This window comes from Psychroserpens sp. NJDZ02 (genome assembly GCF_004843725.1).
GTDB lineage: Bacteria > Bacteroidota > Bacteroidia > Flavobacteriales > Flavobacteriaceae > Olleya.
Map to the genome: position 1 here is coordinate 2,029,246 of NZ_CP039451.1, position 15,005 is coordinate 2,044,250.

Sequence of the window (15,005 nt, forward strand, 5' to 3'; positions counted from 1 at the left end):
TTATGAATTGCATTATCATTGATGACGAAGCTACAGCAAGAATGATTATCACACAGTTATGTTCAAACGTGCCAAGTCTTAATGTTTTAGAGGAGTTTCCAAACGCTATGCAAGCCATAAAATATTTAAATCAGAACGAAGTCGATTTGATTTTTTTAGATATACATATGCCAGATTTTACTGGTTTTGATTTTATAGAAACACTTAAAAATCCACCAAAAATAGTATTAACAACGTCAGATCCTAAATTTGCTATCCAGGCATTTGAATACGATTGTATTGTAGATTATTTGGTGAAGCCAATCACACAAGAGCGCTTTCAAAAAGGAATTGATAAAGCGAAAGCTATGCATGATGCGCCCGCAGACTTGGCGGAGCCTATTTCAAAGTCGGAAAAAGTAGAGACGTCATCTGGTAATGATTTATATGTTAATATCGATAGGCGTTTAATTAAAATAGATATTCCCAGTATTTATTTAGTCGAAGCTAAAGGAGATTATATTCAGGTTAAAACTGAAGATAAAAATTATACAGTCCATTCGACTTTAAAGAAAATAGAAGAAAAATTACCCGATAGTTTATTCTTAAAAGTACACCGGTCTTATATCATTAATATTAAAAAAATTATTGATATTGAAGATAATAGTGTGTTGATTAAAAAGGACGTCATCCCCGTAAGTCGTTCTAATAGGCCAGAGCTTATGAAGCGATTGAACTTGCTTTAAAGTCTCTTTTTTTAGTAATTTATGTGTTTGTTGAAAAGAGTTTATAAGGCGTTTTAGCCATATAAATGCTTGTTTTTGTGGTTAAATATCACTAAAAACCCGATTAAAAACATATAAAGCCATTTAACTAAGTGAATTAGCTATTCGTCGACACTTAAAATTGAGTTAATCGAATAGTCGTAATTCGGGTTGCCTTTCAAGTTAATTTTGTCATCAAATAAACCAATCACGATGAAAAAATTAGCTATTATCATAACAGTCTTATTAAATATGTTTTTAATGTCTTGTTCTGTTCAAGAGGATGAAATAGAGATTCCGAATGAATATAAAGTAGGCGTGGTAAATGTGGAATATACTGAGCTAGACTATGAGATATTGGAGTTGATTAATGCCCACAGAATTTCTAAAGATTTAAGGGTGTTAACTATTTTAAATGAAGCTTCAAAGGAAGCTATTGCGCATAACCAGTATATGGTTAATCAAGGTGCATCAAGTCATGATTATTTTTATGTAAGATCTCAAAACTTAAAAGATGCAGTTAATGCAATAACAGTGTCAGAGAATGTAGGATATGGTTTTAGTAATGCGCAAGCTTTAGTTAATGCCTGGTTAAATAGTGATGGACATAGAGAAAATATAGAAAATCCAAACGTTACTGATTTTGGGATTTCGACTAAAAAAGATGCAGAAGGGCGCAATTATTTTACTAATATATTTGTGCGTCTATAGTGTTGAAAATCAGCTAATCTATACTTTTTTGCCATTCGTCGACACTTAAATTTTGCTAATCGAAAAAGTCAATTTAAAACTCATTTCTAAAGTAAATTTGTCTTGTAATTAAAACCCCCACCCCATGTCAACAAAACTACATTATTTAAAACATCGAATAGTCTTACTTGCGATATTGCTTTTTGGTTTTTCAAGTCAAGCACAAGACACGCCTTTTAACTGTGATGTTAATGCGTACTTATTTCAATACAATGATGTGTATGCAATTGACTTGGCATCTGGTAATTCTTATTTAGTAGCAAGTGATGTTACTCCAGGAAATATAAATGCAACAGCTTATAACGCTGCTGATGGTTATATTTGGGGCTATTTAAGTTCGCCTTCTCAAACAATTGTACGAATAGGAGACGATTTTCAAACGACTTCATTTACTATTCCAGAATTATCATCAGGTAATAAATATGTTGGAGATATTAGTCCAGAGGGGATTTATTATTTTAAAGCTGGAGGAAGAAGCTACTTTAAAGTTGATTTAAATCCAGACTCACCAACATACACACAGTATTTATCTACAGAAAACCTTTCTCAAAATATTAGTATCCATGATTGGGCTTTTAATGCAGTGGATGGTAATTTATATGCAGTAGAAAAAAATTCGAATATTTTATACCGTATTGACCCAATAACTAGTGTGGTTCAGTCATTGGGTGAAGTGCCAATTTTATCAGGATTAAATTATACTTATGGTGCTGTTTATTTTGATGCAGACGGACGTTTTTATGTGTCAGCAAACCAAACAGGAACTATTTATGCGATTCAAAATGTGCAAAATGTAACGACGACCTCATCTATGGACTCCAATTTATTTGCATTTGGACCTTCAAGTGCTAGTAATGATGGTGCACGTTGTCCAACAGCTCCCGTATTACAGGAGATTTGTGATAATGGAATTGATGATGACGGCGATGGTTTAATTGATTGTGAGGATCCGTCTTGTTCTGGTTTTGGAAGTTGTGCTGTTATTGCAGCGCCTACAACAGCTAATGATGGCGGCTTAGAAAGTAATGGTAGGCTATCGGAAGCGATTAACAAACGTAATTTTAATCGGGCTAAGAACAGTTATAATTTTGATCAGAAAACAGCAAAACGTGTCTCAAGAGATACAGGTGCTACAGCATACAGGACAGCAAACAATAGTTTTCAATTGCAAGATTTTGTACCGCTAACAACTATTAATGAGGATTATGCAATCGACTCAACACCATTAGATTTATTAAATATTACAAATGCAACAGAGGTTTACTCTGTAGATTACATGCAGAATGGTGCTTCAATAGCATCAGTGTTAGCTTTAAAAACTGAAAATGGAGTGTATGAGCATACTAAATATATTTGTGACAGATTATTAGGGGCTGAGTTAATTTCAGTATCAACTATGGATATTAATGACCAAGCATTTATTAAATCAATTATAAAAAATGCAGATGGTAGTTTTGAATATGTATTAAGCTTAGCTGCCAAAGTGGAAAATAATGACGCTAATTTTGCAATAGAATCACATTGGAATTTAGACTTATATGAAGAAAACGTAACGTTTTATAATTTTCAGATTTGGTCAGATTCGATGGATGATCTGTATAGTTTAGCTCAAGAAGTATTAAATCTATTGGATACAGAAAAAACAATTTCTGATTATCAATTGTCAACACCGCCAACCGTCTTTGTTAGAAAAGGAAAGTACAATAATGGCGCATTAGACTTGCAAATTATAAATACTAATGCGACTAATGCTGTAAGTTTTGATTCTGGATTTAGAGTTACTGAAACTAGTGCTTTTGATTACACATCTTCTAACTTGGATTTAGATGAAAATTATATTACAGATATAACGGTGCAAACAGGGCATTTATTTGATGTAGGATTTAGGATTGGTGATGGTGTAAATACACCAGATGATTTATTTATGTCTGATGGTCCTTGGGGCGTAGATGATTCTGAAGGGAGCACAATAGTTAATACATATGAGGTTACAGAAAATACAATAGCCTTTGATGAGCAAGACTTTCCAGTAGAAAGAAACGTAATGCTTAATGCAACAACAAGTAGTTATTTTGCTGCTTACAGAGCGCTGACACCACGTTTTAAGGCTGTGGATTTAACAGCTTATGATAGTTTTAATTTACAAGCAAAAGGAACTGGTAGCTTAGAAATTACTTTAGTTAAACAAAGTATCACTAATTGGGAAGAGCAGTACAAGGCAACTATTGCTTTGACAAGCGATCTTCAAGAGTTTGAGATGCCATTTACAGATTTTGCATCAGCATTAGGTACAGAGTTAGTTGCTGACGATATTGTAACAATAGTGTTTACTATTGTAAGTGAAGACGGTATAGCAACGACTAAAGAAATGAATTTGCAAAATGTGCGCTTTTCTAATAAAAGTAGCTTGTCTACTACCAATTTCGAAGCAAGTACAAATAGTTTAGCGATTTATCCAAATCCAATGATTGATAATGCAAATCTATATTTTACAGTTAATAATACAGAAACAGTACAGTTAGCAATTTATAACCAATTAGGTAAGATGGTATACAATACAACTGTAACAGCGCAACCTGGAAAAAATCAGATTGCATTAGAGAAACAAAATTTAAGTACAGGTTTATATATCTGTAAGTTATCAAGTGCACAAACACACTATAATCCCTTAAAGTTACTAGTTAAATAGTGCTTTTTTTATAGTTTTTGATTGATGGTGTAGGAGCCTAAGAACTAATAATAGCATTTTACAATTGGTTCCCTACAGGGGTGAAAGCGCAATCTTTTGCCCCTTTTTTGTGAAGAAAAATAAGTGAGATAAGAATTGGTTAGTATAGCATATTGGGTGCAAATATTATTGGGCTATATCTATTTGTTCTAGCGTTTTTATAAGGTTGCTTCTTGTTATCGGTTTTACTATAAAGTCTGTTATTTGTTCGTATTCTTTAGCTTTGTTGAGGTCTACAGGGTCGACAGAAGAGCTGACGATGTATAGTGTTATTTTTTTTGAAGTTTTTAGTTTTTTAAATTCATCTAAAAATTGCCAGCCATCCATGATAGGCATATTAATATCTAGCAAGATTAAATCAGGAATATGTTGTCCTTCAGTTATTGCTTTTTTTAATCCGTTTATAGCATCTTCTCCATTGTTAAAAACGGTAAAGTCATCACATAGCTCAGATGTTTTAAGTATTTTTTTTACTGCATAAATAAAGATGTGATCATCGTCAATTAAGCAGGTGGAATTAATGTGTGTCATCTTTTAAGAATATTGTAAATATTGTGCCTTGATTTATTTTACTCGCCACTTCAATTGTACCCTGCATGGCTTCAATTTGATTTTTTGTAATATAAAGACCTAAGCCTCTTGCTTCTTTATGTTTATGAAAGGTTTTGTATAATCCGAAAATTTTATTTTTATGTAGATCTAAATTAATACCAAGCCCATTATCTGCGACGGTGATTTTTATATAACCTTCTATTTTTTTCGCAGTTATAGTAATTACTGGATGGGCATCTGGTCTTTTGTATTTAATGCTATTAGATATTAGGTTTAATAAAATACTATCTAGGTAAGCCGGAATCGCTAAAACGTTTAATGCACTGTCGATAGAGATTTTTATTTCAGCATTTGTATCAATAATTTTAGCTTTAAAATTAGCTAAAGCAGTATTGGTGCATTTTAATAAATTGATGCTTTTTAAGTTTTTTTGTTTTTTAGAGTTTATTATTGAAACTTCGTTTAAATTAGAAATAGTTTCGCTTAAATTAGTGACGGCCTCTTGTATTAAAGGAAAAAACTCGTTCTCTGTGCATTCGGGCATGTCGGTTTTCATTATATCTAATAACATTTCTAGGTTACCAGCATGAGATCGTAAATTATGAGATACAATATGGGCAAAGTTTAACAGCTTTTCATTTTGGTTTTTTGTAGTTGCTAATAATGTTTCTACTTTTTTGTAAGCCACTTTTCGTTTTGATATATCTATCAGATGTGATATAAAATGAACAGGTTGGTTTTTTTTGTTTCTTAGTATAGATATAGATAAGATGCAATTTATAAACGCCCCATCTTTTTTGATATAGCGTTTTTCGCATTGAAATTTATCGGATTCCCCATTTATTAGGTTTTTAATATTGCTCGGAATAAGGTCTATATCGTCTGGGTGAGATAGTGTGTTTATTTTAACGTCAATAAGCTCTTCTTTTGTGTAGCCTAGGTAATCACAAAAACTTTTATTTAATGTTATTATTTTTCCTGATAAACTAACCAAAGCCATTGCGTTTGGGGCATGATCGAAAGTGGTGCGTATTAGTTCTTCTTTTAATTTTAGTTCGTTAAGCGTGTTGTTTTTTTCGGTGATATCTTGTAAAACACCAATCACTTTTCTGGTGGCATTATTCTCTATTACAGGATAAGCAACAATACGGACCCATTTGATATTGTTTTTTGCTGTTTTTAATTGAAACTCATGGTCGTAAGGTTCTTGATTATTAACAGCGCGAGTAAATAATAGATTTATTAAATCTCGGTTGTAACCTTCTAAAAAAAAATTAATACCCTCCTTGGTGTCGGGTTGATAATCTTGTTCTACCTCATGAATGGTTTTTGTCATAGCGCTCCAAGTAGCAGTGTTGTCTTGAAGGTTGACTTCCCAAGAGCCAATAGCAATGTCTCTTTGCAGAGAGTCCATGTAAGTTAATGTGGTGTTGTTTTCGGTCTTGTGTTTTTGAAATAACTGGGTGTAAAGTTCTTTCATGGTTAGGAGGTTATTACTAAAAAGTTAGGGCTTTAAAGTGTTGGTTTTGTTGATTTTAGCGAAAATATAACTGGTTGATTACAAATATAGTATTTAGTATAGATTAAAAGTATAATTGTCAGCTAAAAAATCATGATTTTTGTTATTTTTATTCTGTTTATCGTGTGTTTTTAAAAGTGAATCTATAGTTTGTCAGTGTTTTAGGTTGTTATTGTTGTGTTATATTACAAAAATAAATATTGTTCGGTTTGTAGCTTATTGTTACTAATTTTGATTGTTGTTTCGAAAAAAAAAGGCTTGAAATTGTTTTTTTATTATGATTACCTTTATGTTTTAAATACAAAATTAATGAGTAAACAAATAACATTAAAAGATGCTATTTCCATTGGTATCGGAGGTATGGTTGGTGGTGGTATTTTCGCCGTTCTTGGATTGGCTGTGTCGTTGGCAAAAGGAGGTACACCAGTTGCTTTTTTATTTGCAGGTATTATCGCCTTGTTAACGGCTTATTCTTATGCTAAATTATCTAGAAAATTTCCAGAAAACGGAGGGACCGTTAGGTTTGTACATCAACAATTTGGAAATGGGGTGTTTGCCGGAGGAATAAACAATCTACTTTGGATAAGTTATATTGTGATGTTAGCTTTATATGCTTCTGCATTTGGATCTTATGCTGCCGAGTTATTTTCTATTACAGAAGACAGGGCTATCGATGTACGTATTTGTCAAACGACCATAATTATAATAGCGTTGGCTATTAATTATTTAAGTGTCAGTCTGGTTGGTCGTATAGAGTCTGTTGCAGTTATTGTAAAGTTGTTGATACTAATAGCCTTTATAGGCATTGGGTTTTATGGATTTTCATTACATCCAGAAAATTTACATCAATTACAACCAAGTAATTGGGAAAGTCCTTTTTTATTACTCTCTGGAGGAATGGTGATTTTTGTAGCTTATGAAGGTTTTGAACTAATAGCCAATTCTATTTCAGACTTAAAAGACCGCGAAAAAAATACCGAAAAGGCCTATTTTGGAGCTGTAGGTTTTGTAGTGGTTTTGTATATTTTAATTGCCATAGTTACCGTTGGGTCTTTACCTTTTGATAAAATAGCAAGTGCTAAAGACTATGTTTTAGCACAAGCTGCAGCGCCTACTTTAGGGCAAATCGGATTTACTATTATTACTATTACGGCGCTAATATCTACTTTTTCGGCTATTAATGCGACTATTTTAGGCAGCGGACGTGTCAATTATGATATTGCTGAAGATCAAGAATTACCGCGTTATTTTTGTCATATTTTTTGGGGTAAACCTATTGGCTATTTAATTACAGCCATCTTGTCCATTATATTGGTTAATGTCTTTAATCTTGAAAGTATTTCGACAGCCGGAAGTGCTGGTTTTTTGTTGATTTTTTGTCTAGTTAACTATATCGGATTTAAAAAGTATCAAGAATTAGAGTCTAAAAAAAGTATTCATTTAATAGCTAGTATTTTGTGTTTATTGGCTTTTTGTACACTTATTGTTCAGCAATTTGAAACTAATATTACTGGTGTTTTAGTCGCTTTGGGTATTATTTTGTTTTGTTTTGTTATGGAGTGGGTGTATAAAACGATTGGCTTTAAAAAGTAATAATTAAGTAGAAATGCTTGGCTGTGCTTTTAATGACAAGAATCGCGTTGTTGTCAGAATCTTAGTGCATCTATTTTTAGTTGAATATTGATATGGTCTGTTGTTTATATGGCTACTGAGGTATTAAGTGTTTTATAAAGTTAATGACAGAAATATTTTTATTTTATTAGAATAAATAGTTATCTAAATTAAACCTTTTCAGATTTAAAAAGTCTAATGCTTTTAATCCTGATATTAATTTTGGAAAATACATTGTTTTTAAAACAAAAATTACAACGACCACTCTTGATGTTGGTTGTATTCTTCTTACTTGTAAGCTGCAACAATACTAAGAGTAATGCTGTTGTTTTTGCAAATAACGCTACGATCCTTGTTTACAACTTTGATCAGTTAGAACCGTTGTTATATACAGATAGTAACAAAACTTACATTGTTAATTTCTGGGCCATGTGGTGCGCACCTTGTGTTAAAGAACTACCATACATAAAAGCTTATGCAGATAAACATCCTGATGTTGAGGTGTTATTAGTAAGCATGGATTTTCCTAAAGATATTGAGACCAAACTAAAACCATTTTTAAAGCAAAAAGGCATTACTAATAAAGTGGTGATTTTAGACGATCCCGATGCTAATACTTGGATAAATAAAATAGATCCAAATTGGTCAGGTGCCATACCTTATACTATCATTTTTAATAATACAAAACGTGCGTTTTTTGAGCGTTCGTTTGAAAGTGAATCAGATTTAGAAACGGAAATAAATAACACAATTAATAACTAATTTAAAATGAAAAGAATAACTGTAGTATTATCTATGATTGCCCTGTGCGCAATTGTACTTGTAGCTTGTAAGGATAAAGAGGGTCAGAAAAACGAGACTGCTTTAGAGCATGGCGACCGAAAAGGACCACCACATGGCGGTGATAGAAAAGGTCCTCCAAAAGGAGGCGGTCCAGAACAAACAAAGACTTTAGAAGAAATTGGAGGGTACAAAATTGGAGAAGTAGCAACCGATTTTAATCTTAAAAATGTGGATGGTAAGATGGTGTCTTTAGCAAGTATAGAAAATGCTAAAGGATATATTGTAACTTTTACTTGTAACGAGTGTCCTTTTGCAAAATTATATGAAGACCGTTTAATTGCATTGCACAATACATACGCACCACAAGGTTATGCTGTAATAGCAATCAATCCAAATAGCCCTGAAAACGAAAAAGAAGGTTATGCAGCCATGCAAGCCAGAGCTAAAGAAAAAGGATTTCCGTTTGCATACTTAGTTGATGAAGGACAAAAAATATATCCACAATACGGAGCCGTAAGAACACCGCACGTATTTGTATTGGATAAAGATCGTAAAGTCCAATATATTGGTGCAATTGATGATAATTCTAAATCACCGGAGGATGTAAAAGTTAAATATGTTGAAGACGCGATTAAAGCATTAGAAGCCGGAGAAAAACCAGCGGTTACTTTAACAAAGGCAATAGGATGTCCAGTAAAAGCAAGTAGAGGATAATTTAATAGCACTATCCTTTATTTTAAAAAACACAAGCGTAAGGCTTGTGTTTTTTTTATGTTTTATTTTAAGCGTTATTAGATTTAGTCTCTAAAAACAGGCATCTCAAATAGCAGCCATTTAAAACGTAGACCAATTTCGTTAAAAGTAAAACCTGCAGCGGTTGCAGATGCAATATTACTACGGGTTGTAAATAAGTTAGCTAAGCAACGTTCCGAGAATTTGTAACCTAATTTTCCTTGTATTCTGTAGGTGCTTTGGCTACTATCGTCATCTATATATTGTAATCCTGTGGCAGCCGTTAACTCATAAAACCATTCTTTAGGTTTTGTAATGGCTTCATCTTTAATAATGTTTGCAAATACCTCTGCAGCATTGAAGGTCTCAGGAGAAAAATAAATGGTTGGGACTTGATTTTTAAATGTAATGTATTGGTAGTTGATACCAGCTTTGAGTGACGGTTTTGGTAAGATGTTATAATATAATGAGGTAAATAAAAGGTTTCTTGCGTTTTTATCACTCTGACTAGTGTAAAAGTACTGTGTAAACCAACCAACATTAAAATTGGTGTTTAAGCTGTAGTTGGCATAAAAGTTATTCTGTACAATTTCACGATCTAATAACTCGGCATTAAAACTTTGTAATTCACGTTTATAACCAACGGTTAAATCTTGCAGTTTAAACGGTTTGATATTAAAAGAAAGATCTGTTAATAGTTGTGTGTAGTCATTAGTGGTTGCCTTTGCAGAGGTTAGTCCTGCAGTACCTTTAAAAGTTGCGTTTGGAAGTAGTTGATAAGAAAGACCAAAGTTAACGTCATGCGATGTTGCTTCATTATTAGTTACCGGGTTATTGGTGCTTCTGTAGTTATAACTTCCTAAAAGTTTGAATTTTGTTGAAAACGGAAACTCTAAATTGTTATTAAAAGCAAAAGCTTCGTTGTCTCCATTATCAAAGGTGTATGATGTTTTGCCTTCGTAAGTTGGTGTAAAGGTTGTGTTGAGGTTTTTTATAAAATTGGATGCATCCTTTTGGTTGTCGTAAAATTTTAAGGTGTTTTCTGCAGAGGTATAAGCCGCATCATATTTTCCTAAAGCTTTTAGCGCGTTTGCATTTCCTAAGTTACCATCAAACGATGTGCTATCATTAACCAAAATTTGGTCATAGTCTGTAACACTCTTTTTAAAATCACTTTTATAAATATTAAGGGTCGCACGTAAAGCTAAGACCCAATTATCATTAGGTTTAGTTTCTATTAATTTCGCGATAAGCGTATCTGCCGTTTTATATTTTTTATTCCAAATTAAAGCTTGTGCGTAACGCTCTGTGGTTTGTTGTATTAATGTTGGATCTGTTGAAGTCTCTAAACTATCATAAGCTTGTTGGCTTAAATGTAAGGCCTCTTTTTCTTTTCCGTTTAAGTGAGATACTAAAGCAGAACCATTTAATGCAGTGATTTTATTTTCAGGTTTTTCAGCTAAAATAGCATAGGTTGCTTGGGCATCGTCTAATCTGTTTGCAATTAAATATAAGTTAGCTAAGTTTAATAAGGTGTCTTTGTCGTTATTAAACAATGCTAGGTTTTTTTTAAGTAATATTTCTGCTTCATCATACTGTTGTGCTTGTTGCTTTTGGTAAGCATAGCCTAAATACATGTATTTTTTAGAGGTTAATGCATTTGGATTTCCTGGTAAAACGTCTAAAGCTTTATCGACATATTTTAGGGCCTCTTGATACTCCTTTAAATTGGATAGGGTATTGGCATAACTTAATAAGGCAGGAAAACTTTTTGGGTCTTCGTCTATTAAACTTTTAAAGTAGGTTTTTGCTTTTGGAAAATTACTATTCCATAATAACGATTCGCCATAATTTAACTTCACCTCAAAATCCGTTGGGTAATCTGCTAATAGATTTGTAAAAAGGGTGTTAGCATCTTCTGGTTTTCCGTTTAACCCAATAGCACGACCATAACATAGTCTAGCGGTCTTATTGTCTGGATACTCTTTTAATATCGTACTGAAAAATGTTTCCGCTTTAGCGTACTTACCCGTCTCTAAATAGGTAAAGCCTTCTTGCATGTCTTGAGCATGACTAAAAGCAACAGTTAATAGTAGGGTAAGTAGGGTGAAAAATTTGAGTTTCATGTTCATGTTTTAATTCACTTGCAAGTTAGTCATTCATATCCATTCATTCATCTACACCAATGGTCCGCTCGTCGAAATACATCTGAATTTGAGGGAGTTGTGTTGCATCTTTGTGTCAGAAATCAGACACTAATAATTTAAATATAACACTTATGGCACTTAGAATTACACAACAAGATAATACAATTACTTTAGAAGGAACATTAAATACTGAAACTGTAAATAATTTTAAATCTCATTTTAATTTTATTTTAAATGCTTTTAAAAATGTAACTTTAAATATCGATAAGGTAAAAGATATTGACGACTCTGCAATGCAAATATTAAAAGCAATGTATGTCAATGGTGTAAAAAATAACATGATGTTTTTTGTAGAAGGAAACAGAAGTGAAGCAATCTACGAAGCATTTCAGTATCCTAATGTAGCTTAATTAGTAACCCCAAACCAACCTATAAGATGTCTTTTTTATCTCTTTTAAAAACCAAAAAAGTAACTCCAGAACAAGTGTTTATGCTAAGCGTTTTAGCAGTCAATGGGGGGAATTATTTGTACAATCTTATTTTAGGACGTGTTTTAGGTCCTGCTCAATTTGCGGATGCAGCAGTACTAATTACCTTTTTATTGGTGTTATCTTTTGTGGCGATGACGTTTCAATTAGTAACGGCCAAATTTTCTGTGATTTTTGAAAATGAAACGTTTACCAATTTTGTTGCTACAATTTATAAAAATGCCACGATTGTTGGTTTAGGCTTTGGTGCTTTAATTATTGTTTTTGCCAAACAGTTACAATCGGTATTTAACACCTCGTCTTCTGCGATGTTTACCATATTTGGAATTGGAGTGCCTATCTATTTTTTAATGAGTGTGAATAGGGGTGTTTTTCAGGGTAAAAAAGAATTTAAATCATTATCCATTACTTATCAAGCCGAAATGTTAAGCCGATTAGTAATCACTTTAGGTTTAATCTTTTTACTTGATATGCAATCTTCCGTAGTTATTGCAGTTGGGATTTTAATTTCTTTTGGTTTTGGTTTAGTGCCTTTTAAATTCAAAAATTTAAATTTTAAAAAGACTATTGCAGTTGAAGCTAGTCAATCCAAACAAGTTAAAAGCTTTTTTGTTATAACAGCATTTTACGAGCTAACACAGATAATAATTAACAATAGTGATATCTTGCTGGTTAAACATTACTTTGACTCTTACGACGCAGGATTATATGCGTCACTAGCTTTGATTGGTCGTATAGTATATTTTGTGGCTTGGATGTTTGTCATGTTGTTATTGCCAACAGTGGTTCAGCTTAAAAAAGAAGGTAAAGCCACAGCACCAATATTATTTAAATACGTGGGTTATATTGCTGCAATAGCAACGACAATTGTTATTGGTTGCGCGTTGTTTCCTAGAACGGCCATAACATTATTATTTGGTGATAGTTATTTAGCAATGGCGCCTTTATTATGGAAGTACGCTCTGGCTACTGGCTTGTTTGCTATTTCTAACATCTTTGCTTACTATTATTTATCGTTGGACAGATATATTCCTGTCGTTATTTCAGGTGTTTTTGGAACGCTTCAAATGGGATTAGTTATCTTTTTTCATGAGAGTTTAGAACAAGTAGTACATATGCAAATTATAGCAATGGTTTTATTGTTAGTAATACAATTGGTCTTTTTTATGTTTGATTCTAAATTAAAAAAGTAAAAATAAATTTATATTAATTAGTCTTATTATAAATAAACAAGGAAAAATGTTGTGGTTTAAAACTACAGCTTTTTCTGGTTGATGAAGTTTGAGATTGTAAGGGTATATGGGAATGATGATTAGTATGTTATTCGGAATTTAGGGAAGAGGCCATATAGTAAAGGTTACTAATTCAAATAATTTATTGAACAGGATATACATATTTAAAAATATGTTTATTATATTGAATAACAGTATGATTAGCGTTTTGTGTAAATGGAAATCTATACTTTCTTACCATTCGTCTACAGTAATAGGTAAACTATCTAAGCTCATCCTTATTAATGACTTTAATAACGCAAATTTGTAGTGTAATTAAGAAATAATATATTAAAATTCATAAAACAAAGCATTCAGAATTTAAAAGATTTTACCTAACTGAATGTAGCAAGATTTAATCAATAAGTAATAACAAAGTCTCCATGAAACTAGCCATTGTAACCGCATATCCTCCAAGTAAAGTAACCTTAAATGAGTATGCTTATCACTTAGTAAAACATTTTAGACAAAAAGAAAATGTTACTGAAATAGTTTTACTAACAGACAAAACAGAGGGGGCTAAAGATATTGCGTTTACAGAAAAGGGCTGTAAAATTACAGTAAAAGAATGTTGGGCATTTAATAGCTACACAAATATTATAAACGTGACTAAAGCGATTAATAGTACAAAACCAGATGCTGTATTATTCAATTTACAATTTATGAAGTTTGGAGACAAAAAAATTGCAGCAGCTTTAGGGTTAATGTTACCACTGGTTTGTAAGTTGAAAAAGATACCTAATATCGTGTTATTGCATAATATATTGGAAGAAGTCGATTTAGGATCAGCAGGATTTACATCTAGTAAAATCATGCAAAAAGTCTATGGTTTTATAGGGACTAGTTTAACGCGATTAATTTTACAAGCAGATACAGTTGCAGTAACCATGCAAAAGTATGTTGCTATTTTGGAGAAAAAATATAAAGTAGATAATGTGATGTTAATTCCGCATGGCACATTTGAAATTTCTGAAGAAAAACCAGGATATAACTTGCCTGAAGGGCCTTTACAAGTGATGACTTTTGGTAAGTTTGGAACGTATAAAAAAGTAGAATCTATGATTGAAGCGGTTGAGAAAGTAAGAGCATCCACAGGGCTAGACCTTGAAGTTGTTATTGCAGGAACGGACAATCCCAATGTGCCTGGCTATTTAGCAAAAGTACAAGACGACTATAAGCATGTTTCGCAAGTACGTTTTACGGGTTATGTAGAAGAGTATGAGGTGCCAACCTTGTTTCAGGAAAGTGCAGTAGTTGTATTTCCATATACTTCTACAACAGGAAGCTCAGGTGTATTGCACCAGGCAGGAAGTTATGGAAAAGCAGTGGTTATGCCCGATTTAGGAGACCTTGCTTTATTAGTAAAAGATGAAGGGTATCAAGGTGATTTTTTTGAACCAACATCTGTGGAGAGTTTAGCGACAGCAATTGAAGCTATCGTTACCAATGATACACACAGAATAGCTTTAGGGAAAGCAAATTATGAAGCAGCAACTGCTTACCCAATGGAAAAGATTGCGGATATGTATTTGAATCAATTTAATGCAATCATCAAAAAAAAACGAAAAAATAATAGCTAATAGCACTATTAGAAAAGCTATTGTGATAGAACCTACTACTATCGAATAAAATAATAAATGAAGCCTTTTTTGCCCCAAGCATTAATACGCTTACTATATGT

Annotated in this window: 12 protein-coding genes; 9 read left to right on the forward strand and 3 right to left on the reverse strand. The window is 32.5% G+C overall.

What is annotated here, in order from left to right; translation table 11 throughout:
- Nucleotides 1-2 precede the first annotated feature (2 nt).
- The 3 genes from E9099_RS08845 (at nt 3) to E9099_RS08855 (ending at nt 4,182) form a co-directional block, all read left to right on the forward strand.
- Nucleotides 3-725 carry a LytR/AlgR family response regulator transcription factor gene (locus tag E9099_RS08845; RefSeq protein WP_136583291.1) on the forward strand — a complete coding sequence of 241 codons (723 nt, stop codon included), beginning with the start codon at nt 3-5 and terminating at the stop codon, nt 723-725.
- Between the two features lie 231 nt (nt 726-956).
- Nucleotides 957-1,454, forward strand: a complete 498-nt coding sequence (locus E9099_RS08850) for a CAP domain-containing protein (RefSeq protein WP_136583292.1) — start codon at nt 957-959, stop codon at nt 1,452-1,454.
- A gap of 124 nt (nt 1,455-1,578) precedes the next feature.
- A complete protein-coding gene (locus E9099_RS08855) occupies nt 1,579-4,182 on the forward strand; it encodes a T9SS type A sorting domain-containing protein (RefSeq protein ID WP_136583293.1) in 2,604 nt (867 codons plus the stop codon).
- Between the two features lie 165 nt (nt 4,183-4,347).
- Here the strand turns inward: E9099_RS08855 and E9099_RS08860 are convergent, their stop codons facing one another.
- Both E9099_RS08860 and E9099_RS08865 read right to left on the reverse strand, forming a co-directional pair.
- Nucleotides 4,348-4,752, reverse strand: a complete 405-nt coding sequence (locus E9099_RS08860; protein WP_136583294.1) for a response regulator — start codon at nt 4,750-4,752, stop codon at nt 4,348-4,350.
- Nucleotides 4,739-6,253, reverse strand: a complete 1,515-nt coding sequence (locus tag E9099_RS08865) for a sensor histidine kinase (protein WP_136583295.1) — start codon at nt 6,251-6,253, stop codon at nt 4,739-4,741. The genes E9099_RS08860 and E9099_RS08865 overlap by 14 nt, the downstream gene beginning before the upstream one ends.
- Before the next feature lie 348 nt (nt 6,254-6,601).
- On the opposite strand from E9099_RS08865, the gene E9099_RS08870 reads away from it, so the two are divergent.
- The 3 genes from E9099_RS08870 to E9099_RS08880 all read left to right on the forward strand — a co-directional run bounded on the left by E9099_RS08870 (nt 6,602) and on the right by E9099_RS08880 (nt 9,400).
- Nucleotides 6,602-7,885, forward strand: coding sequence for an APC family permease (locus E9099_RS08870; protein WP_136583296.1), 1,284 nt, complete (start codon nt 6,602-6,604; stop codon nt 7,883-7,885).
- Nucleotides 7,886-8,101: 216 nt separating this feature from the next.
- Complete coding sequence (locus E9099_RS08875) at nt 8,102-8,665, forward strand: TlpA family protein disulfide reductase (RefSeq protein ID WP_240788980.1); 564 nt, start codon at nt 8,102-8,104, stop codon at nt 8,663-8,665.
- A gap of 6 nt (nt 8,666-8,671) precedes the next feature.
- On the forward strand, nt 8,672-9,400 hold the full coding sequence (locus tag E9099_RS08880) for a thioredoxin family protein (protein WP_136583297.1): 729 nt from the start codon (nt 8,672-8,674) through the stop codon (nt 9,398-9,400).
- A gap of 83 nt (nt 9,401-9,483) precedes the next feature.
- Here E9099_RS08880 and E9099_RS08885 read toward each other — a convergent pair whose 3' ends face one another.
- On the reverse strand, nt 9,484-11,544 hold the full coding sequence (locus E9099_RS08885; protein ID WP_136583298.1) for a tetratricopeptide repeat protein: 2,061 nt from the start codon (nt 11,542-11,544) through the stop codon (nt 9,484-9,486).
- Nucleotides 11,545-11,696: 152 nt separating this feature from the next.
- On the opposite strand from E9099_RS08885, the gene E9099_RS08890 reads away from it, so the two are divergent.
- The 3 genes from E9099_RS08890 to E9099_RS08900 all read left to right on the forward strand — a co-directional run bounded on the left by E9099_RS08890 (nt 11,697) and on the right by E9099_RS08900 (nt 14,904).
- Nucleotides 11,697-11,975, forward strand: coding sequence for an STAS domain-containing protein (locus E9099_RS08890; protein WP_136583299.1), 279 nt, complete (start codon nt 11,697-11,699; stop codon nt 11,973-11,975).
- A 26-nt stretch (nt 11,976-12,001) separates the two neighbouring features.
- Nucleotides 12,002-13,246: an oligosaccharide flippase family protein gene (locus tag E9099_RS08895; protein WP_136583300.1), complete on the forward strand. Its 1,245-nt coding sequence runs from the start codon at nt 12,002-12,004 to the stop codon at nt 13,244-13,246.
- A 461-nt stretch (nt 13,247-13,707) separates the two neighbouring features.
- Nucleotides 13,708-14,904 (forward strand): glycosyltransferase, encoded by a 1,197-nt coding sequence (locus tag E9099_RS08900; protein ID WP_136583301.1) that lies wholly within the window; start codon nt 13,708-13,710, stop codon nt 14,902-14,904.
- Nucleotides 14,905-15,005: the final 101 nt, after the last annotated feature.